This window comes from Streptomyces hawaiiensis, from assembly GCF_004803895.1.
GTDB lineage: Bacteria > Actinomycetota > Actinomycetes > Streptomycetales > Streptomycetaceae > Streptomyces > Streptomyces hawaiiensis.
Map to the genome: position 1 here is coordinate 4,205,908 of NZ_CP021978.1, position 18,707 is coordinate 4,224,614.

Below are 18,707 nucleotides of genomic sequence, written 5' to 3' on the forward strand. Positions count from 1 at the left end.
AGGCGGGCCGATAGCCCTCATCGTCTAGCGGCCTAGGACGCCGCCCTTTCAAGGCGGTAGCACGGGTTCGAATCCCGTTGGGGGCACGCACCACCCTGTGCGACACTGTCGTACGAAGCTTGGTCCTGTGGAGCAGTTTGGAGTGCTCGCCACCCTGTCAAGGTGGAGGCCGCGGGTTCAAATCCCGTCAGGACCGCTGAGGTTTCACGTGAAACCTCGTGGCTGGGTAGCTCAGTTGGTACGAGCGTCCGACTGAAAATCGGAAGGTCGCCGGTTCGACCCCGGCCCCAGCCACAGCCAAGGCCCCGATCTCCGGATCGGGGCCTTGTTGTATGCCTCGTGGATGGGCGTCTGGGGGCTCGGTTGAAATCCGTTCGCCACTGATTTGTGGAGGATGAGATCCTGGACCCCGTATGTCTACGCACCCCGCCCCCGCCCTCGGCGCCCTCGCCCCCCGCCTGACCGAGCTGTCCCTGCGCGATGCGCACCGGCTTGGGCGCAGGCTCGAAGGTGCGCGCAAGATCCGTAAGCCGGAGGTCCGGGCCGCCGTGCTCGCCGAGATCGAGGCGGAGGTCGGCAGGGCCGAGGAACGGATGGCCGGGCGGCGTGCCCTCGTGCCCGAGGTCACGTACCCCGAGCAGTTGCCGGTCAGCCAGAAGAAGGACGCGATCGCCGACGCCATCCGCGATCACCAGGTCGTGATCGTCGCCGGTGAGACGGGCTCCGGCAAGACGACGCAGATTCCCAAGATCTGCCTGGAGCTCGGGCGCGGCGTACGCGGCATGATCGGGCACACGCAGCCGCGCAGGATCGCCGCCCGTACGGTCGCCGAGCGTGTCGCCGAGGAGCTGGACACCCCGCTCGGCGCGGCCGTCGGCTGGAAGGTCCGCTTCACCGATCAGGTCGATCCGGACGCCACCTTCGTCAAGCTGATGACGGACGGCATTCTGCTCGCCGAGGTCCAGACCGACCGCGAGCTGCGTGCTTACGACACGATCATCATCGATGAGGCCCACGAGCGGTCGCTCAACATCGATTTCCTGCTGGGGTATCTCGCCCAGCTGCTGCCGAAGCGGCCGGACCTGAAGGTCGTCATCACGTCGGCCACGATCGACCCCGAGCGTTTCTCGCGGCATTTCGGTGACGCCCCGATCGTCGAGGTCAGCGGCCGTACGTATCCGGTGGAGGTCCGTTACCGGCCGCTGCTGGAGGAGGACGGCGACGACGCCGACCGCGACCAGATCACCGCGATCACCGATGCCGTGGAGGAGTTGCAGGGGGAGGGCAAGGGGGACATCCTCGTCTTCCTCTCCGGTGAGCGGGAGATCAGGGACACGGCGGACGCGCTCACCAAGAAGAACTACCGCTTCACGGAGGTCCTGCCGCTCTACGCCCGGCTCTCCCATGCGGAGCAGCACCGTGTCTTCCAGCCGCACACCGGTCGCCGGATCGTTCTGGCCACGAATGTCGCCGAGACCTCGCTGACGGTCCCGGGTATCAAGTACGTCATCGATCCCGGCTTCGCCCGGATCTCTCGCTACAGCCACCGCACCAAGGTCCAGCGGCTGCCCATCGAGCCGGTGTCGCAGGCCAGCGCCAACCAGCGCAAGGGCCGCTGCGGGCGTACGTCGGACGGTATCTGCATCCGGCTGTACAGCGAGGACGACTTCGACGCCCGCCCGGAGTTCACGGACGCGGAGATCCTCCGTACGAACCTCGCCTCCGTCATCCTGCAGATGACCGCGGCGGGCCTCGGCGACATCGAGAAGTTCCCCTTCATCGACCCGCCGGACCACCGCAACATCCGCGACGGTGTGCAGCTGCTCCAGGAGCTGAACGCTCTGGATCCGGCGCAGAAGGACCCCCGTAAGCGGCTCACGGACACCGGCCGCAAGCTGGCCCAGCTGCCCGTCGACCCCCGGCTCGCCCGGATGGTGCTGGAGGCGGACAGGAACGGCTGTGCGCGCGAGGTCATGGTCATAGCCGCCGCGCTGTCCATTCAGGATCCGCGTGAGCGCCCGGCCGACAAGCAGGCTCAGGCGGACCAGCAGCACGCTCGTTTCAAGGACGAGACCAGCGATTTCCTGGCGTACCTGAACCTCTGGCGTTACATCCGCGAGCAGCAGAAGGAGCGGGGTTCTTCGTCCTTCCGCCGGATGTGCAAGCAGGAGTACCTGAACTTCCTTCGCATCCGTGAATGGCAGGACATCTACACGCAGTTGCGCACGGTCGCCAAGCAGATGGGCATCCACCTCAACGAGGACGACGCCCCGGCCGACCGTATCCATCTCTCGCTCCTGGCCGGTCTGCTGTCGCACATCGGTATGAAGGACGTGAAGGAAGGCGCGAAGAACGAGTATCTGGGGGCGCGGAGCGCCAAGTTCGCGGTCTTTCCCGGCTCGGCCCTTTTCAAGAAGCCCCCGCGTTTCGTGATGTCCGCCGAGCTCGTCGAGACGTCCCGCCTGTGGGCCCGTGTCAACGCCAGGATCGAGCCCGAGTGGGTCGAGCCCCTCGCCGCGCACCTCGTCAAGCGCACGTACAGCGAGCCGCACTGGGAGAAGGACCAGGCGGCGGTGATGGCGTACGAGAAGGTCACGCTCTACGGCGTGCCGATCGTGGCGCAGCGGAAGGTGAACTACGGGCGGATCGATCCGGAGGTCAGCCGTGAGTTGTTCATCCGGAACGCGCTGGTCGAGGGTGACTGGCGTACGCACCACAAGTTCTTCTCGGACAATCGCCGCCTTCTCACCGAGGTCGAGGAGCTGGAGCATCGGGCCCGGCGCCGGGACATCCTGGTCGACGACGAGACGCTGTACGACTTCTACGAACAGCGGATTCCCGAACACGTCGTTTCCGGGGCGCACTTCGACTCCTGGTGGAAGCACAAGCGGCACGAGCAGCCCGACTTCCTCGATTTCGAGCGCGAGATGCTCATCAACGAGAAGGCGGGTGAGGTCAGCAAGGCCGACTATCCGGACTCCTGGCGTCAGGGGAACTTGAAGTTCCGGGTGACGTACCAGTTCGAGCCGGGCGCGGATGCCGACGGTGTGACCGTCCACGTCCCGCTGCAGGTCCTCAACCAGGTCAGGGACGAGGGTTTCGACTGGCAGATCCCGGGTCTGCGCGAGGAGCTGGTGACGGAGCTGATCCGGTCGCTGCCCAAGCCGATCCGCCGGCATTACGTCCCCGCGCCGAACTTCGCGAAGGCGTTTTTGGACCGGTCCGTCCCTCTCCAGGAGCCCCTCACCGCGACGATGACCCGCGAGTTGCGGCTCATGGTGGGCGTGCCCTTCGAGGCGGACGACTTCGATCTGTCCAAAGTCCCCGACCATCTGAAGGTCACGTTCCGGATCGTCGACGAGCGGCGCCGCAAACTGGCCGAGGACAAGGACCTGGAGGCGCTGAAGCTCGCGCTGCGTCCGAAGGCCCGCCAGGCTCTCTCCCAGGCGGCCGCGGCGACCGCCGAGCGCTCCGGTGGTGAGTCCCTGGAGCGCACGGGCCTGACCGACTGGACGATCGGCAGCCTCACCCGGGTCTTCGAGACCCGTCGGGCCGGCCAGCCGGTCAAGGCTTACCCGGCGCTGGTCGATGACGGCGACACGGTCTCCGTGCGCCTCTTCGACACGGAGGCGGAGCAGGCGCAGGCCATGTGGAAGGGCACGCGTCGGCTGATTCTGCGCAACATCCCGGTCAACCCGGCGAAATTCGCGAGCGATCGCCTGACGAACGCGCAGAAGCTGGCGCTGTCGGCGAATCCGCACGGCTCGGTCCAGGGTCTGTTCGACGACTGCGCGATGGCCGCCGCGGACAAGCTGATCGGGGACTTCGGCGGGCCGGCGTGGGACGAGGAGTCGTACCGCAAGCTGTACGACAAGGTGCGTGCCGAGATCGTCGACACGACCGTCCGTACGGTGGGGCAGGTGCAGCAGGTCCTGGCCGCCTGGCAGGCCTGTGAACGACGTCTGAAGGGGGTACGAAGCACCGTGCTGCTGCCGAACCTCCAGGACGTACGGGGGCAGCTGGACGCCCTCGTGAAGCCGGGTTTCGTGACGGAGGCGGGGCTGCGGCGCATGCCGGACCTGATGCGTTACCTGGTGGCGGCCGACCGTCGTCTGCAGCAGATGGCGACGAACGTCCAGCGGGACACCACGCGGATGCAGAAGGTCCACGAGATGCAGGACGAGTACGCCTGGCTCCTGGAGCAGTTGCCGCAGGGCCGTCCGGTGCCGTCGTCGGTTCTGGACATCCGCTGGATGATCGAGGAGCTCCGGGTCAGCTATTTCGCCCACGCGCTCGGTACGGCGTACCCCGTCTCCGACAAGCGGATCGTGAAGGCGATCGACGCGGCGGCACCGTAACGGCACTCGCACGCAGGGTGAGTTCGACCAGGCGCTCACCCTCCTGTAGAGTCTCTTCTCGCAGCGCAACGCACCATTGGCGCCGCGAAACCTGGTCCTGTGGAGCAGTTTGGAGTGCTCGCCACCCTGTCAAGGTGGAGGCCGCGGGTTCAAATCCCGTCAGGACCGCAGTGGGAGAGCCCGGATCTTCGGATCCGGGCTCTTTGGCGTCAGGGCCGCCCGCCCTCGCCGGAACCCGGATCTTCGGATCCGGGTTCTTTTGTGCGCCCTGACCTCCTCGTAAGCCTTCCGGGCCCCCACACGCCGTCTTGACGCCCCCTCATTCCGTCGGTACCCCAGAACCAGGGCCCGTTCTCCGTGCGGCCTTCTGGAGGTGGCGTATGGCGGCATCGGCTAGGCACGAGACGCGGGCGCTGCTGCGCGCGCACCTGTCGGCCGCGTCGTCGTACCGGCACCTCACGCGGCACTGCCCGATATGCCATCACCTGCTGCGGCTGGCGATGGAGTCGGCGCCTCGCGCCGCCCAGGCCCAGGGTCAGGCCCAGACGCCGGCCCGGGAGGGGGAGAGCCCTGCGCCCGCATGATCCATGAGGGGTCTCAACACCCGTGCGGGCATGGGCTGCTGGAGTCGGAGGCTCCTTTACCGTACCTGCGGCAGAGCTAACAAGCCGCTTAGTATGTGACGGGTGTCACCGCATGAGTTTTGAAAAATGCGGTACTTACGCCCCACCTACAAAGGGTCAATTTAATATGTGCAATTGCACCCTGTCCGAGGTGCCGCACACAGGGGATCCGACACCCCTCCCCAGGCTCCTACAAGGCCGCTCACAGCAGGGCCGACAGGCCCGCCGCGGGCGCACAAAAAAGATCGCGCTGGACCCGGCGGAGTCCAGCGCGATCGACGACGCACCCTGTCATATGCCTGGCAAGCTCTGACCGGCTTGGGCGTGGGGCCTGTTGGGGCAGATCCCGCGTCGTGTGGAGCTGTGGTTCCGGACGTCACGGCCGGTTGGGGGAACCAGCCGGTTTGTCCGGTTATTCAGTTGTTCAGGCCTCGCTGCGCTGCTGCGGGATGCCCGCGAGCAGAGCGCGGACCTCGGCCTCGCGGTAGCGCCGATGCCCGCCGAGCGTGCGGATCGACGTGAGCTTGCCGGCCTTCGCCCACCGCGTGACCGTCTTGGGGTCGACGCGGAACATCGTGGCGACCTCAGCCGGGGTCAGCAGCGGCTCGGCATCAGGGGTGCGAGCGGTCATGAGCGGCCTCCTCGGGAGAACCGAACCTTCTCGGTTCTTTCCTCTAAATTCTGCACCTTGACCCGCGTTGCCCGAAATGGCGGACGCGAGTCGAGTCGGTTATAGGACGAACGGCTTGTCCTCGGCACTACAACTACACCATCTGTCCAGCCGCGTCGGCCAAACCGATGGAATTGCCCCTCCAGGTGTTCATCAGCGACGGAAGCCGATGGACCATGCCATAGCGGACAGTCACACCGCTGTGACGATCAGTCACAGGGTGATCGGGAAGTCACCAGACCCCCCAAAGCGTGCAATGCTGAGATTCCACCCATAGTGCAGCACCACGGGACGGAAGGAGTCCTCCCCGGACTCCTTGTCCTATTTTGGCATGAGGAGGGGCAAGGGGCGCAAGAGCCTCGTACGTGTAGTCCGTCACGCTTGGCCTACTTGAGAGGTCTGCCCGGATCGGGCCCTACGTCCCTTGCTGACGAAGCCTCAGGAGACACACAGCCCGCTTCAGGAACTCGGTGCGAGGACGAAACCCCAAATCGGGCGGTTCGTCAAACGTCAGTTCGTGACCGACTGCGAGCGGTCTGTACGGACATCAAGGTCAGGGGTCAGTTGGCCGACCGCAGATTCCGCACGGAACGCCACCGCTCCACGAGCCGGGCGTACGCCTCCCCCGCGGCCGTCCCGTCGCCCCGGCGCAGCGCGGCGATGCCCGCGGCCACGTCCGCCGCCGAATGATCGTCCTCCAGCGTCCCGGCCGGCACCGCGTGCACCAGGCCGCCGTAGTCCAGCTCCACGAGCGAGCGCGGGTGGAACTCCTCCAGCCAGCGCCCGACGTCCACCAGGCCGTCGATCAGCGGCCCCTCGTCCATGGCCTCCCTCAGGGCGCGCAGGCCCCGGGCCACCCGCCGCCGGGCCTGGACCATGGGGGTGCGGTAGCGCAGCACGGGCGGGCTGTCGGCCGAGGCGCCCTTGTCGTACTCGCGCTCCTCGTCGGAGACCAGCACGAACCAGTTGATCGGCACCTGCCAGGTGGCCGTCCGGATCCACGGTCGGGCGTCCGGGTTGATCGCCAGCCAGCGCTCGTAGTCCTGGGCCGCCTGGCGCCGCAGGACGGGCGGCAGGACCGCGTCCATGACCGGCGGGGGGAGCTCCTCGTCGAGCTCTTCCAGAGCCAGCCAGCCGCGCAGCCGGGTGCGCCAGGGGCAGACGCAGACGACGCCGTCGACGTCGAGCACGAAGGCGTCCTCGCTCTCGTGCACCGGCACCAAAACCGGCGGTGTGGGGGCCACGTCGGCCAGAGCGCGTCGGAGTTCGTCCTGGTACGAGGGGCGGTCCGTCCGGCGGGCGTAGTCGGTCCACTGGCTGCGCTCCGGTTCGGGGAAGGCGGCCAGCGGTTCGTACACGCGCAGGTAGGTCGCGTAGGGGACGATCAGCGAGGTCACCTTGGGCACGCCTGCTCCCTCCCCCGCGTACCGCCGCGAAAACCTGCGGAACCCGCTCACGGTCGCGCGGGAAATCTATGCAAATCGTCGCACGGGTGTACTCCGGTCGGAGGTGATCCCGTGCAGGGTGCGGTCGGCGGGCCCACCAGGCTCTAATCTCATGCTCAACAGTCCCCGCCACCCACACGGGAGCTGGTCTCCACCCGCCGCAACTTACTCAGGAGTCACCACAGTGACCGACGTAACCGGCGCACCTGCTGATGTACTGCACACCCTGTTCCACTCGGACCAGGGAGGACATGAGCAGGTCGTGCTCTGCCAGGACCGCGCGAGCGGCCTCAAGGCCGTCATCGCCCTCCACTCCACCGCCCTGGGCCCCGCGCTCGGCGGTACGCGCTTCTACCCGTACGCGAACGAGGCCGAGGCCGTCGCCGACGCGCTGAACCTCGCCCGCGGCATGTCGTACAAGAACGCCATGGCCGGTCTCGACCACGGCGGCGGCAAGGCCGTGATCATCGGTGACCCGGAGCGCGTCAAGACCGAGGAGCTGCTCCTCGCCTACGGCCGCTTCGTCGCCTCCCTCGGCGGCCGCTACGTCACCGCCTGCGACGTCGGCACGTACGTCGCCGACATGGACGTCGTGGCCCGCGAGTGCCGCTGGACCACCGGCCGCTCCCCCGAGAACGGCGGCGCCGGGGACTCCTCCGTCCTCACCGCCTACGGCGTCTACCAGGGCATGCGTGCCTCCGCGCAGCACCTGTGGGGCGACCCCTCGCTGCGCGCGAAGCGGGTCGGCATCGCCGGCGTCGGCAAGGTCGGCCACCACCTGGTGGAGCACCTCGTGAAGGAGGGCGCCGAGGTGTTCGTCACGGACGTGCGCGAGGACGCCGTGCGGCGGATCACCGAGCGGCACCGGGACGTCATCGCCGTCAAGGACACCGACGAACTGATCCGCGTCGACGGTCTGGGCATCTACGCCCCCTGCGCGCTCGGCGGGGCCCTGAACGACGAGACGGTGCCGGTGCTCACCGCCGAGGTGGTCTGCGGCGCCGCCAACAACCAGCTCGCCCACCCGGGCGTGGAGAAGGACCTCGCCGACCGCGGGATCCTCTACGCGCCGGACTACGTGGTGAACGCCGGCGGTGTCATCCAGGTCGCCGACGAGCTGCACGGCTTCGACTTCGAGCGGTGCAAGGCGAAGGCGTCGAAGATCTTCGACACCACGCTGGCCATATTCGCACGTGCGAAGGAGGACGGTATTCCGCCGGCCGCCGCGGCCGACCGGATCGCCGAGCAGCGGATGCACGACGCGGCCCGGGCCCGCCGGGCACGCTGACCCCGGGTCGTTACCGGGCGTCTCGTACGTTTGGCCGGTACCCGTCGGTGGGCAGTTAGAGAGAACTCTCACTTCTACCGGCGGGTCGGCCGCCGATAAGTGGTTAAAATCGCGGTTGACCAGCGAGGACGGGGCGCCTCGAAGGTCCTGGGCGCGGGCACGTCATGCGGGCGACGTACCGTATGGGCGCGGGCTCAGGTACCGTGGAAGCCCTACGGACCGGTCTCTCCGCGGAGAGTCCGTGCCGGACCATGAACGCGTGTCAAGACTCTGGGGCCGTCGAGCCCCGTCGTTGAGGGGGTCGAGCCATGGGGCGCGGCCGGGCCAAGGCCAAGCAGACGAAGGTCGCCCGCCAGCTGAAGTACAACAGCGGTGGGACTGACCTCTCACGCCTGGCCGAGGAGCTGGGTGCATCGCCTTCGAATCCGCAGCCGCCTAACGGCGAGCCGTTCGAAGACGATGAGGACGACGACCTGTACGCACGGTACGCCGACCTCTATGAGGACGACGACGACGAGGACGGCCAGTCCTCGCAGCATCGTCGCGGCGCTTGACCTTGCACTGAGCACTCACCCGGTCGGTGACTTCGGTCACCGACCGGGTTCTGTGCTGCCTGCAAGGCCAGGGGTCACGACCCCCGTGCCTCAGCTCGCGTAGTCACCGATCAGGGCGGCACCGGTGGTGTGCTCGCCCCGGTCCGTGATCTCTCCGGCCACCCAGGCGTCCACGCCGCGGTCGGCGAGGGTCGCCAGGGCCACATCCGTGGACTCCTGCGGCACGATCGCGATCATGCCGACGCCCATGTTCAGGGTCTTCTCGAGCTCCAGGCGCTCGACGCTGCCCGTGCGGCCGACGAGGTCGAAGATCGGGGCCGGCGTCCAGGTGGAGCGGTCGACGATCGCGTGCAGCCCGTCCGGGATCACCCGGGCGAGGTTGGCCGCGAGTCCGCCGCCGGTGATGTGGCTGAAGGCGTGCACCTCAGTGGTGCGCATCAGAGCCAGACAGTCCAGCGAGTAGATCTTCGTCGGCTCCAGCAGCTCCTCGCCGAGGGTGCGGCCGAGCTCCTCGATGTGCGCGTCCAGCGCCAGGCCCGCCTGGTTCAGCAGGACGTGGCGGACGAGGGAGTACCCGTTCGAGTGAAGCCCGGAGGACGCCATGGCGATCACCGCGTCACCCGACCGGATGCGATCCGCGCCGAGCAGCCGGTCGGCCTCCACGACGCCCGTACCGGCGCCGGCGACGTCGAAGTCGTCCTCGCCGAGCAGGCCCGGGTGCTCGGCCGTCTCGCCGCCGACCAGGGCGCAGCCGGCCAGCACACAGCCCTCGGCGATGCCCTTGACGATGGCGGCGACCCGCTCGGGGTGGACCTTGCCGACGCAGATGTAGTCGGTCATGAACAGCGGCTCGGCACCGCAGACCACGATGTCGTCCATCACCATGGCGACCAGATCGTGGCCGATGCTGTCGTAGACGCCCAGCTGGCGGGCGATGTCGACCTTGGTGCCGACGCCGTCCGTGGCGGAGGCGAGCAGGGGCCGCTCGTAGTTCTTCAGGGCGGAGGCGTCGAAGAGGCCGGCGAAGCCGCCGAGGCCGCCGAGGACCTCGGGGCGCTGGGCCTTCTTCACCCACTCCTTCATCAGTTCGACGGCGCGGTCGCCCGCTTCGATGTCGACGCCCGCGGCTGCGTAGCTGGCGCCGCCCTCGGCATTGGGTTTCTCGGACATGGCTAAAGAGAACCTTTGTGTCGTACGGCAGGTGTTACGGGCCGTCTACGGGCGGCGGATCGCGTCGGCGGCGGCCGTGGCGGCCGGGCCGGCGGCCAGCTCCGTCTCCAGCAGCTGCTTGCCGAGCAGCTCGGGGTCCGGGAGCTCCATCGGGTACTCGCCGTCGAAGCAGGCACGGCACAGGTTCGGCTTGGCGATGGTGGTCGCCTCGATCATGCCGTCGATGGAGATGTAGGCCAGGGAATCGGCGCCCAGGGAGGTGCCGATCTCGTCGATCGTCATGCCGTTGGCGATGAGCTCGGCGCGGGTGGCGAAGTCGATGCCGAAGAAGCAGGGCCACTTCACGGGCGGGGACGAGATCCGGATGTGGACCTCGGCGGCGCCCGCCTCGCGGAGCATGCGGACCAGGGCCCGCTGGGTGTTGCCGCGCACGATCGAGTCGTCGACGACGACCAGGCGCTTGCCCTTGATGACTTCCTTCAGCGGGTTCAGCTTCAGGCGGATGCCCAGCTGGCGGATGGTCTGCGAGGGCTGGATGAAGGTCCGTCCGACATACGCGTTCTTGACCAGGCCGGCGCCGAACGGGATGCCGGACGCCTCCGCGTAGCCGATCGCCGCGGGCGTGCCGGACTCCGGGGTCGCTATCACCAGGTCGGCCTCGGCCGGGGCCTCCTTCGCCAGCTTGCGGCCCATCTCCACGCGGGAGAGGTACACGTTCCGGCCGGCGATGTCGGTGTCCGGGCGGGCCAGATAGACGTACTCGAAGACACAGCCCTTGGGCTTCGCGTCCGCGAATCGGGAGGTCCGCAGGCCGTTCTCGTCGATGGCGACGAACTCGCCCGGCTCGATCTCGCGGACGTAACTGGCGCCGCAGATGTCGAGGGCGGCGGACTCGGAGGCGACGACCCAGCCGCGCTCCAGGCGGCCGAGGACCAGCGGGCGGACGCCCTGCGGGTCACGGGCCGCGTACAGAGTGTTCTCGTCCATGAAGACGAGCGAGAAGGCGCCCTTGACCTGCGGAAGGACGGTGTGAGCGGCCTTCTCGATGGTCAGCGGCTTGCCGTCCTCGTCGACCTGGGCCGCGAGGAGCGCTGTGAGCAGGTCGGTGTCGTTGGTCGCCGCGACGCGCGGGGTGCGGCCGCCTTCCTGCTTGGGCAGGTCGGCGACCATCTCGGCGAGCTGGGCGGTGTTGACGAGATTGCCGTTGTGGCCGAGCGCGATGGATCCGTGTCCGGTCGCGCGGAAGGTCGGCTGGGCGTTCTCCCAGACGGAGGCACCGGTGGTCGAGTAGCGGGCGTGTCCGACCGCGATGTGACCCTGGAGCGAACCGAGGGAGGTCTCGTCGAAGACCTGGGAAACCAGGCCCATGTCCTTGAAGACGAGGATCTGTGAGCCGTTGCTGACCGCGATCCCCGCGGATTCCTGGCCTCGATGCTGGAGGGCGTAGAGCCCGAAGTACGTGAGCTTGGCGACCTCTTCGCCCGGAGCCCAGACACCGAAGACGCCGCAAGCGTCCTGGGGGCCCTTCTCACCGGGGAGCAGGTCGTGGTTGAGTCGTCCGTCACCACGTGGCACGCCTCCGAGTGTAGGCGAGGTCGACCACTGGTCCGAATTGGGGATACCGGACTTTCCGGTGGATCACCGCTCGGCGACCGCCCGCACACTCGTACCGTTTTCGCTGGTCAGCGTGAGGGTTTGGTGATCGACTCCGTACTTCAGCTTTCCGTCGAAAAGACGCAGCAGGGTCTTCTCACCGGTCATGAGTGAGTCTTCGCACATCATTCGGGTCGTGGCCGGGGGGCCGAGGGTGATATGGCCGTCGCGGACCGTGGCCTTGGCGTTCACCTTGTTGCAGCCCAGGCTGCCGGAGACGGTGCCCTTCTTCTCGTCGAAGGTGAGGTGGGCACGGCCGTCGGCCTTCGGGGTCGTGACGGTCCACTTGGTGCCGGCCAGCGGGGCGTCCTCGGCCTCGGTCAGGTGGACGGTGTCGCCCCGGCCGGTGGTGAGGGTGAGGCGGTCGTCGTCCACCTTCGCCTTCAGCTCCTGGTCGGAGAAGGCGTGCGCGAGGGCCTTCTCGAACGCCATGGGCTTGCCCTCGCAGGCCATCTCGGTGGCCATGGTCTTGCCCAGCCGGATGCGGTCGCCGTCGACGGTGGCCTCGGCACTGAAGTTGTTGCAGCCGAAGCTGCCCTCGGCCCGGCCCTTGTCGATGGTCACGTGGGCGCCGGTGGGGGCCTTGTGCGTCCTGCCGTCCGCGGTGACGCTGTCCACGCTCCACCGCACGCCGGTGACCGGCTTGTCGGCACCGACCGAGCCGCTGCCGCTGTCCGCCTTCTCACTGCCACAGGCCGCCATGAGCGGGACGAGCATGGCGGCGGCCGTCAGAGTCATGCGCTGCTTCTGCCTGTCCATGCCACTTCGACGGACGACCCGGGGGGATCGGTTCCCCTTATTTCATGAGGGGCAGGCAGGCCGACAGGTCCGCCCGCTCCCCGCTGGCGCTGACCTTGGCGTCCTCAAGTGCCTGCGCCCATTCCATCCGCCCGGTCGCCAGCCGGATCCAGGTCAGCGGGTCCGTCTCGACGACGTTGGGCGGTGTGCCCCGCGTGTGCCTCGGCCCTTCCACGCACTGCACCACCGCGTACGGCGGCACCCGTACCTCCGTCGAGCCGCCGGGGGCCTTCGCGGCGAGCGCGTCGGCCAGCAGCCGGGTGCAGGTGGCCAGGGCCTGACGGTCGTAGGGGATGTCCAGGCCGGGGACGGCGGCGTTGAGGTCGTCGGTGTGGACGACGAGTTCGACGGTGCGGGTGACCAGGTAATCGGCGAGGGTCATGGCGCCCGTCCGGGCGGCGAGGACGCGAGTGCCGGAGGCGTCCGTGAGTCTCTGGGCCAGGCGCTCCCCGGTCTCGGCGTACAGGGCGTCGAGGTCGGGGTGGGCCCCGGCGAGCTGCCGGGTGCCGTCGTCGATGTCCCCGGCTCGGGCGGCGGTGGCGAAAGGCCAGTCGAGGAGGGTGAGCTCCGGTTTCGCCGGCTCCTCGCGGTCGAGGTTGCGACTGACGGTCTCCACGGCCATGGTCACGTGGGCCGCGAGCTCCCGGACCGTCCAGTCGCCGAGCCGAGTCGGCAGCGCCAGTTGTCCGGGGGTGAGGGTGTGGACGGCCTGCCGTACGTTCCCGAACTGGGCGAGCACGGCCGCGCGGATCTTGGCGGGGTCGTAGCTGCGGGTGCGCTTCTTGGCCGGTGGCATGGGAGTCAGCCTAAGCGCGGCCTACGACAGCCGGAGGCGCCTCGAAGATCTCCCCGTTGCAGGGCACGCCGATGCCCTGCCAGGTGAAGGGGACGCCCCGGGCCGCATCCGGGTCCGGGCCGTCCATGAGCTGGAAGTGCAGGTGCGGTTCGGAGGAGTTACCGGAGTTGCCGCAGCGGGCGAGCACCTGCCCGGCCCGCACCCGGTCGCCCTCGCGGACGGTGAGGGAGCCGCGCTGGAGGTGGGCGTAGGCGGCGTGGGTGCCGTTGCCGAGGTCGAGGACGAGGTGGTTGCCGAGGATGCGGTGCACCCCGGCCATGTCACGCACGGAGCCCTCGACAAGCAGCAGGTAGAGCAGCCCGAGCAGCGAGGTGCGGCTGAGGTGGTCGCGCTGACCGTCCGCGGCCCGTACGACCGTGGCGTCGGCGACCGCGAGGATCGGGGCGCCGAAGGCCGGGAAGTCCTGGGGACGGCGGGCGAGCGGCCACAGCCAGCGGAAGGCCGGGCGGGCTCCCGGCTCGGGCTCGGCGAGGATGTCGATGGCGTACGTCTGCCCGTGGGCGTGGACGCCATGGCTCGGGGTTCGCTCGGCCGGGCTGTTCAGCGCCGACCAGCGGCCGGTCACGGGCGGGGCGACCTCCAGGGGCTCACGGGCGACCCGGGGGTCGTCCGGGGCGCCGCCCCAGCGGTTGGCGACGGTGACGACGGCGTACGCGAGGACCAGTACCAGGCAGTTCCACAGGACGTGGTAGCCCCAGTCGAAGCAGATATGGGCCGTGACCAGGCCGATGAAGGCCAGCTGAAGGCCCCGGAAAGCCACCATGCCGAGCTTGCGTGCGGACATCCAGTCCCCCAGTTCGTCTACGGCCGGGTGGTCGCCAGCGCCACCAGCAGCGGTACGACCCGCCCCGGGGGCACCTCGTAGCGGCCCCGGCCGGTCGTGTGCAGCCAGCCCGTGCCGGTGAGCTGGCGCAGGTGGTGGTAGATCTGGCCGGTCGTGCCGAGCTCGGCCGGCTCGGCGAGTTCGGCGGCGGTGCGCCGACCGCCGAGGATCTCGCGGAGCAGGCGGATCCGGACCGGGTGTCCGAGCGCTGCGAACGACTCGGCGGCCGTCGTCCAGTCGTCCTCCAGCAGGCTCTCCGTGAGAGCCGCCATCTGCCACGAGTACGCCTCGCCCGTCGGCAGGCGCACGGAGCCGGTGTAGAGGACACCGCCGTCGGCTGCCCCGGCCTCGGACAGCTGCTCCCTGAGCCCGTTCAGGGCCCAGAAGTCGCTCCCGTCGAGACGGGGGCCGGTGCGCTGGGCGCCTTCCAGGGCCGCCAGACGGTGTTCGAGGGCGGCGACACGCTGTTCCAGTTCCACGCGTTGATATTACGGAACTACGTAGTTCCGTACAAGAACGAGATCGCGCCGGCTTGTCCGGACACGGCGAAGCCCCCGCCGGTGGACCGGACGGGGGCTTCGGAACAGGTCGACTACGCCAGCAGCGCCGGGATCGTGCCCTCGTGCGTCTCGCGCAGCTCGGCCAGGCTGAGCGCGAACTCGCCCTGGACGTCCACGGTGTCGCCGTCCACGACACCGATGCGGGTGGCCGGCAGGCCCCGCGCACCGCACATGTCGTTGAAGCGGACCTCCTCCGAGCGCGGCACGGCCACGACCGCGCGGCCCGCCGACTCGGAGAACAGGAAGGTGAAGGCGTCCAGCCCGTCCGGGACGATCAGACGGGCGCCCTTGCCGCCGAGCAGCGCCGACTCGACGACCGCCTGGATCAGACCGCCGTCGGACAGGTCGTGCGCCGAGTCGATCATGCCGTCGCGGGAGGCGGAGATCAGGATCTCGGCGAGCAGCCGCTCGCGCTCCAGATCGACCTCGGGCGGCAGACCGCCGAGGTGGTCGTGCACGACCTGCGACCAGGCCGAGCCACCGAACTCCTCACGCGTGTCGCCGAGGAGGTAGAGCAGCTGCCCCTCCTCCTGGAAGGCGACGGGCGTGCGGCGGGCCACGTCATCGATCACGCCGAGGACCGCGACCACCGGCGTCGGGTGGATGGCCGCCTCGCCGGTCTGGTTGTACAGCGAGACGTTGCCGCCGGTCACCGGGGTGCCGAGCTGCTGGCAGGCGTCCGCGAGACCGCGCACGGCCTCCGCGAACTGCCACATCACGGCCGGGTCCTCGGGCGAGCCGAAGTTGAGGCAGTCGGAGACGGCCAGCGGCTTGGCGCCGGTGGTGGCCACGTTGCGGTACGCCTCCGCCAGCGCAAGCTGGGCGCCGTGGTACGGGTCGAGCTTGGCGTACCGGCCGTTGCCGTCCGTGGCGATGGCCACGCCGAGGCCGGTCTCCTCGTCGATCCGGATCATGCCGGAGTCCTCGGGCTGGGCGAGGACGGTGTTGCCCTGCACGAAGTGGTCGTACTGGCTGGTGATCCAGGACTTGGAGGCCTGGTTCGGGGAGCCGACCAGCTTGAGGACCTGGTCCTTCAGCTCCTCGGAGGTCGTCGGCCGCGGCAGCTTGTTCGCGTCGTCGGCCTGGAGCTCGTCCTGCCAGGACGGGCGGGCGTACGGGCGCTCGTAGACCGGACCCTCGTGCGCGACCGTGCGCGGGTCGACGTCGACGATCTTGCCGCCGTGCCAGTAGATCTCCAGGCGGTCGCCGTCGGTCACCTCACCGATGACGGTGGCGATGACGTCCCACTTCTCGCAGATCTCCAGGAAGCGGTCGACCTTCCCCGGCTCGACGACCGCGCACATGCGTTCCTGCGACTCGCTCATGAGGATTTCCTCGGGCGAGAGCGTGGAGTCGCGCAGCGGGACGTCGTCCAGGGTGACGCGCATGCCGCCGGAGCCGTTGGAGGCGAGCTCGGAGGTGGCGCAGGACAGGCCCGCGGCACCGAGGTCCTGGATGCCGACGACCAGCTTCTCGGCGAAGGCCTCCAGGGTGCACTCGATGAGGAGCTTCTCCTGGAAGGGGTCGCCGACCTGCACGGCCGGGCGCTTCGACGGCTTGGCGTCGTCGAAGGTCTCCGAGGCCAGGATCGAGGCGCCGCCGATGCCGTCACCGCCGGTCCGGGCCCCGTACAGGATGACCTTGTTGCCCGCGCCGGAGGCCTTCGCGAGGTGGATGTCCTCGTGCCGCATGACGCCGATGGCACCGGCGTTGACCAGCGGGTTGCCCTGGTAGCAGGCGTCGAAGACGACCTCGCCGCCGATGTTGGGCAGACCCAGGCAGTTGCCGTAGCCGCCGATGCCCGCGACGACGCCCGGCAGGACGCGCTTGGTGTCGGGGTGGTCGGCCGCGCCGAACCGCAGCGGGTCGACGACCGCGACCGGGCGGGCGCCCATGGCGATGATGTCGCGGACGATGCCGCCGACACCGGTGGCCGCGCCCTGGTAGGGCTCGACGTACGACGGGTGGTTGTGGGACTCGACCTTGAAGGTGACGGCGTAGCCCTGGCCGACGTCCACGACACCGGCGTTCTCACCGATACCGACGAGCATCGCGTCGGACTCGGGGGCCTTCTCGCCGAACTGGCGCAGGTGCACCTTGCTGCTCTTGTACGAGCAGTGCTCCGACCACATCACCGAGTACATGGCGAGCTCGGCCCCGGTGGGCCGGCGGCCGAGGATCTCCACGACCCGCTCGTACTCGTCCTTCTTCAGGCCCAGTTCGGCCCAGGGCAGCTCGACGTCGGGGGTCGCGGCCGCGTGCTCGACCGTGTCCAGAGGCGTCCGGCTCATGCGTTGACCAGCTTCTTGAGGATCGAGGTGAAGAACGGCAGACCGTCGGTACGACCCGTACCGATCAGCGGCTCCACGGCGTGCTCCGGGTGCGGCATGAGGCCGACCACGTTGCCTGCCTCGTTGCTGACACCGGCGATGTCGCGCTGGGAGCCGTTGGGGTTGCCGCATCCATCAGCGGCTTCGCCGCGGACCACGTAGCGGAACGCGACGCGGCCCTCGGCCTCCAGCTTGTCGAGCGTGTACGCGTCGGCGACGTACTGCCCGTCGTTGTTCTTCAGCGGGATGTGAATCTCCTGGCCGGGCGCGTAGTCGGTGGTCCAGGCGGTCCCGGCGTTCTCCACCCGCAGCTTCTGGTCGCGGCAGATGAAGTGCAGGTGGTTGTTGCGGAGCATCGTGCCCGGCAGCAGATGGGCCTCGGTGAGGATCTGGAAGCCGTTGCAGATGCCGAGCACCGGCAGACCGGCTTTCGCCTGCTCCAGCAGGGGCTCCATCACCGGCGAGAAACGGGCGATGGCCCCGGCGCGCAGATAGTCGCCGTAGGAGAAACCACCGCACAGCACCACGGCGTCGACCTGCTTGAGGTCCTTGTCCTTGTGCCAGAGGGCGACCGGCTCGGCGCCCGCGACGCGGATCGCGCGCTGGGTGTCACGGTCGTCCAGGCTGCCGGGAAAAGTGACGACGCCAATACGAGCGGTCACTTCGCGGCCTCCGCGACTTCCTCGACCCGGATCGTGAAGTCCTCGATCACGGTGTTCGCGAGGAAGGACTCCGCAAGATCATGAATGCGGGCGAGGGCGGCCTCGTCGACCGGCCCGTCAACTTCCAGTTCGAAACGCTTTCCCTGGCGGACGTCCGAGATCCCGTCGAATCCCAGCCGCGGCAGTGCGCGCTGCACCGCCTGGCCCTGGGGGTCGAGGATCTCCGGCTTGAGCATGACGTCGACTACGACGCGTGCCACTGGCACTCCCGGTGTGTGGTGCTGAGCAGGTCCCTTCAGACTACCCGCCCAAAATTTCTACGCGCGTTGACTTGTAGGAAACTACGTGACCGTCATCACGATCCGGCATCGACGGACCCGTACAAGAAATTTTCGGGAAAGATTCCGGATCGACACCCGAAACCTATTGCGCGGGCCTGTCTCCCGCCACCACCCTTCCAATGAAGTCGCTCCGCTCCCTCTTGATTTTGGACACGCGGAAGGATTTAGTCGGGCTTCACAATGTATTGCCAGGCACTGTACAAATGAATTGACAAAGTGCCGCATGAAGGGACCGATATTCGTGGCGCAGAAGGTCGTGGTCACTCTCTTTGACGACATCGACGGCTCGGAAGCGACGGAAACGATCGCCTTCGGACTGGACGGCAAGTCGTACGAGATCGACCTGAGCGAAGTCAACGCCGGAGAACTGCGGAAGGCGCTCGCGCCCTACGTGGAGGCCGGCCGCAAGCGGTCCCGCTCGGGCAAGGCGTACCGGCAGACGGAGGTCGCCCCCGACCCGTCGGCCGTGCGCGCCTGGGCTCAGGCCAACAAGATGGACGTCCCCGCCCGCGGGCGCATCCCCAAGAAGGTCTACGAGGCGTTCACCGCCGCGCAGTGACGGCCCGTCGAGCCCGG

The 18,707-nt window shown here is 68.6% G+C and carries 16 protein-coding genes and 4 tRNA genes; 9 read left to right on the forward strand and 11 right to left on the reverse strand.

The genetic code is table 11. The features are described 5' to 3' along the window. Positions 1–13 precede the first annotated feature (13 nt). The 6 genes from CEB94_RS19320 (at position 14) to CEB94_RS19345 (ending at position 4,942) form a co-directional block, all read left to right on the forward strand. Positions 14–86 (forward strand) — tRNA-Glu (locus CEB94_RS19320). A 35-nt stretch (positions 87–121) separates the two neighbouring features. After that, a tRNA-Asp gene (locus CEB94_RS19325) sits at positions 122–196 on the forward strand. Positions 197–220: 24 nt separating this feature from the next. Beyond that, positions 221–294, forward strand: a tRNA-Phe gene (locus CEB94_RS19330). A gap of 119 nt (positions 295–413) precedes the next feature. Continuing rightward, entirely contained in the window at positions 414–4,358 is a 3,945-nt protein-coding gene (hrpA, locus tag CEB94_RS19335) for an ATP-dependent RNA helicase HrpA (RefSeq protein WP_175433430.1), read from the forward strand. 93 nt (positions 4,359–4,451) lie between these two features. After that, positions 4,452–4,526: transfer RNA gene (locus tag CEB94_RS19340), tRNA-Asp, on the forward strand. A gap of 212 nt (positions 4,527–4,738) precedes the next feature. Beyond that, positions 4,739–4,942: a DUF6274 family protein gene (locus CEB94_RS19345; RefSeq protein WP_175433431.1), complete on the forward strand. Its 204-nt coding sequence runs from the start codon at positions 4,739–4,741 to the stop codon at positions 4,940–4,942. 463 nt (positions 4,943–5,405) lie between these two features. On the opposite strand, the gene bldC is transcribed toward CEB94_RS19345, so the two are convergent. Beyond that, positions 5,406–5,612, reverse strand: a complete 207-nt coding sequence (gene bldC, locus CEB94_RS19350; protein WP_003949541.1) for a developmental transcriptional regulator BldC — start codon at positions 5,610–5,612, stop codon at positions 5,406–5,408. A 599-nt stretch (positions 5,613–6,211) separates the two neighbouring features. Continuing rightward, positions 6,212–7,057, reverse strand: a complete 846-nt coding sequence (locus CEB94_RS19355; RefSeq protein WP_175433432.1) for a DUF8083 family protein — start codon at positions 7,055–7,057, stop codon at positions 6,212–6,214. A gap of 223 nt (positions 7,058–7,280) precedes the next feature. Here CEB94_RS19355 and CEB94_RS19360 point away from each other — a divergent pair, with 223 nt between their 5' ends. Then, positions 7,281–8,384, forward strand: a complete 1,104-nt coding sequence (locus tag CEB94_RS19360; RefSeq protein ID WP_175433433.1) for a Leu/Phe/Val dehydrogenase — start codon at positions 7,281–7,283, stop codon at positions 8,382–8,384. A gap of 308 nt (positions 8,385–8,692) precedes the next feature. Beyond that, a complete protein-coding gene (locus CEB94_RS19365) occupies positions 8,693–8,938 on the forward strand; it encodes a DUF3073 domain-containing protein (RefSeq protein ID WP_053669978.1) in 246 nt (81 codons plus the stop codon). 90 nt (positions 8,939–9,028) lie between these two features. Here the strand turns inward: CEB94_RS19365 and purM are convergent, their stop codons facing one another. From purM to purS, 9 genes are all read right to left on the reverse strand, one after another. Then, positions 9,029–10,108, reverse strand: coding sequence for a phosphoribosylformylglycinamidine cyclo-ligase (gene purM / locus CEB94_RS19370; protein ID WP_175433434.1), 1,080 nt, complete (start codon positions 10,106–10,108; stop codon positions 9,029–9,031). Between the two features lie 45 nt (positions 10,109–10,153). After that, positions 10,154–11,683 (reverse strand): amidophosphoribosyltransferase, encoded by a 1,530-nt coding sequence (gene purF, locus CEB94_RS19375; protein ID WP_175433435.1) that lies wholly within the window; start codon positions 11,681–11,683, stop codon positions 10,154–10,156. Positions 11,684–11,746: 63 nt separating this feature from the next. After that, the gene (locus CEB94_RS19380) at positions 11,747–12,520 is read right to left on the reverse strand and encodes an META domain-containing protein (protein WP_175433436.1); all 774 of its coding nucleotides are present in this window, start codon (positions 12,518–12,520) and stop codon (positions 11,747–11,749) included. A gap of 37 nt (positions 12,521–12,557) precedes the next feature. Next, complete coding sequence (locus CEB94_RS19385) at positions 12,558–13,355, reverse strand: maleylpyruvate isomerase family mycothiol-dependent enzyme (RefSeq protein WP_175433437.1); 798 nt, start codon at positions 13,353–13,355, stop codon at positions 12,558–12,560. A 10-nt stretch (positions 13,356–13,365) separates the two neighbouring features. Continuing rightward, positions 13,366–14,199: a M23 family metallopeptidase gene (locus CEB94_RS19390; protein WP_175433438.1), complete on the reverse strand. Its 834-nt coding sequence runs from the start codon at positions 14,197–14,199 to the stop codon at positions 13,366–13,368. 17 nt (positions 14,200–14,216) lie between these two features. After that, on the reverse strand, positions 14,217–14,717 hold the full coding sequence (locus CEB94_RS19395; protein WP_175433439.1) for an ArsR/SmtB family transcription factor: 501 nt from the start codon (positions 14,715–14,717) through the stop codon (positions 14,217–14,219). Between the two features lie 113 nt (positions 14,718–14,830). Further along, on the reverse strand, positions 14,831–17,089 hold the full coding sequence (gene purL, locus CEB94_RS19400; RefSeq protein ID WP_175433440.1) for a phosphoribosylformylglycinamidine synthase subunit PurL: 2,259 nt from the start codon (positions 17,087–17,089) through the stop codon (positions 14,831–14,833). Continuing rightward, a complete protein-coding gene (purQ, locus tag CEB94_RS19405) occupies positions 17,086–17,790 on the reverse strand; it encodes a phosphoribosylformylglycinamidine synthase subunit PurQ (RefSeq protein ID WP_175433441.1) in 705 nt (234 codons plus the stop codon). Before purQ ends, purL begins: the two co-directional genes overlap by 4 nt. After that, positions 17,787–18,050 (reverse strand): phosphoribosylformylglycinamidine synthase subunit PurS, encoded by a 264-nt coding sequence (purS, locus tag CEB94_RS19410; protein ID WP_031137820.1) that lies wholly within the window; start codon positions 18,048–18,050, stop codon positions 17,787–17,789. Before purS ends, purQ begins: the two co-directional genes overlap by 4 nt. Positions 18,051–18,372: 322 nt before the next feature. On the opposite strand from purS, the gene CEB94_RS19415 reads away from it, so the two are divergent. After that, positions 18,373–18,690: a histone-like nucleoid-structuring protein Lsr2 gene (locus tag CEB94_RS19415; protein ID WP_175437067.1), complete on the forward strand. Its 318-nt coding sequence runs from the start codon at positions 18,373–18,375 to the stop codon at positions 18,688–18,690. The last annotated feature ends 17 nt before the right edge of the window (positions 18,691–18,707 follow it).

Excerpts from the sequence above, each read along its gene's own strand:
- hrpA (WP_175433430.1), top strand. The coding sequence starts at position 414 with ATGTCTACGCACCCCGCCCCCGCCCTCGGCGCCCTCGCCCCCCGCCTG.
- CEB94_RS19345 (WP_175433431.1), top strand. The coding sequence starts at position 4,739 with ATGGCGGCATCGGCTAGGCACGAGACGCGGGCGCTGCTGCGCGCGCAC.
- CEB94_RS19390 (WP_175433438.1), bottom strand. The coding sequence starts at position 14,199 with ATGTCCGCACGCAAGCTCGGCATGGTGGCTTTCCGGGGCCTTCAGCTG.
- CEB94_RS19365 (WP_053669978.1), top strand. The coding sequence starts at position 8,693 with ATGGGGCGCGGCCGGGCCAAGGCCAAGCAGACGAAGGTCGCCCGCCAG.
- CEB94_RS19380 (WP_175433436.1), bottom strand. The coding sequence starts at position 12,520 with ATGGACAGGCAGAAGCAGCGCATGACTCTGACGGCCGCCGCCATGCTC.
- purM (WP_175433434.1), bottom strand. The coding sequence starts at position 10,108 with ATGTCCGAGAAACCCAATGCCGAGGGCGGCGCCAGCTACGCAGCCGCG.
- purL (WP_175433440.1), bottom strand. The coding sequence starts at position 17,089 with ATGAGCCGGACGCCTCTGGACACGGTCGAGCACGCGGCCGCGACCCCC.
- bldC (WP_003949541.1), bottom strand. The coding sequence starts at position 5,612 with ATGACCGCTCGCACCCCTGATGCCGAGCCGCTGCTGACCCCGGCTGAG.
- CEB94_RS19385 (WP_175433437.1), bottom strand. The coding sequence starts at position 13,355 with ATGCCACCGGCCAAGAAGCGCACCCGCAGCTACGACCCCGCCAAGATC.